Origin of the sequence: Paraburkholderia sp. SIMBA_053, assembly GCF_046534895.1 — a bacterium.
GTDB lineage: Bacteria > Pseudomonadota > Gammaproteobacteria > Burkholderiales > Burkholderiaceae > Paraburkholderia > Paraburkholderia caledonica.
In genome coordinates this window covers 1-260 of record NZ_JAWRXU010000990.1, presented here as the reverse complement: position 1 = coordinate 260, position 260 = coordinate 1, and the positions used below count along the sequence as shown (strand labels likewise).

Annotated in this window: 1 pseudogene; it reads left to right on the top strand. The window is 63.1% G+C overall.

The features are described from left to right. Positions 1-260, top strand: a pseudogene (locus SB753_RS38575) (phosphoesterase); the annotation flags it as partial.

Here is a 260-nt window from a genome sequence, read left to right as displayed (position 1 = left end):
ACGCGGAGCATCAGCAGGCCCGCCAGTTCACTGACGCATTCGGTCAGACGCAATCGTCGTTCGCGTTGACGTCGAATGCCGCGTACGGGTTCCAGGCGTGCAGTTTCTCCGATCCGAACCATCTGTACAGCGCAGGGCGCACGCATCTTGCCAACGGCGCGATGAACGGCTTTCTGCTCACGCCGGGCACGAGCCTCTTGCGCGGCGACCTGCTGCCCATCGGCTATTTCGGTGCAAGCGATCTCGACTTCTACCGCGGC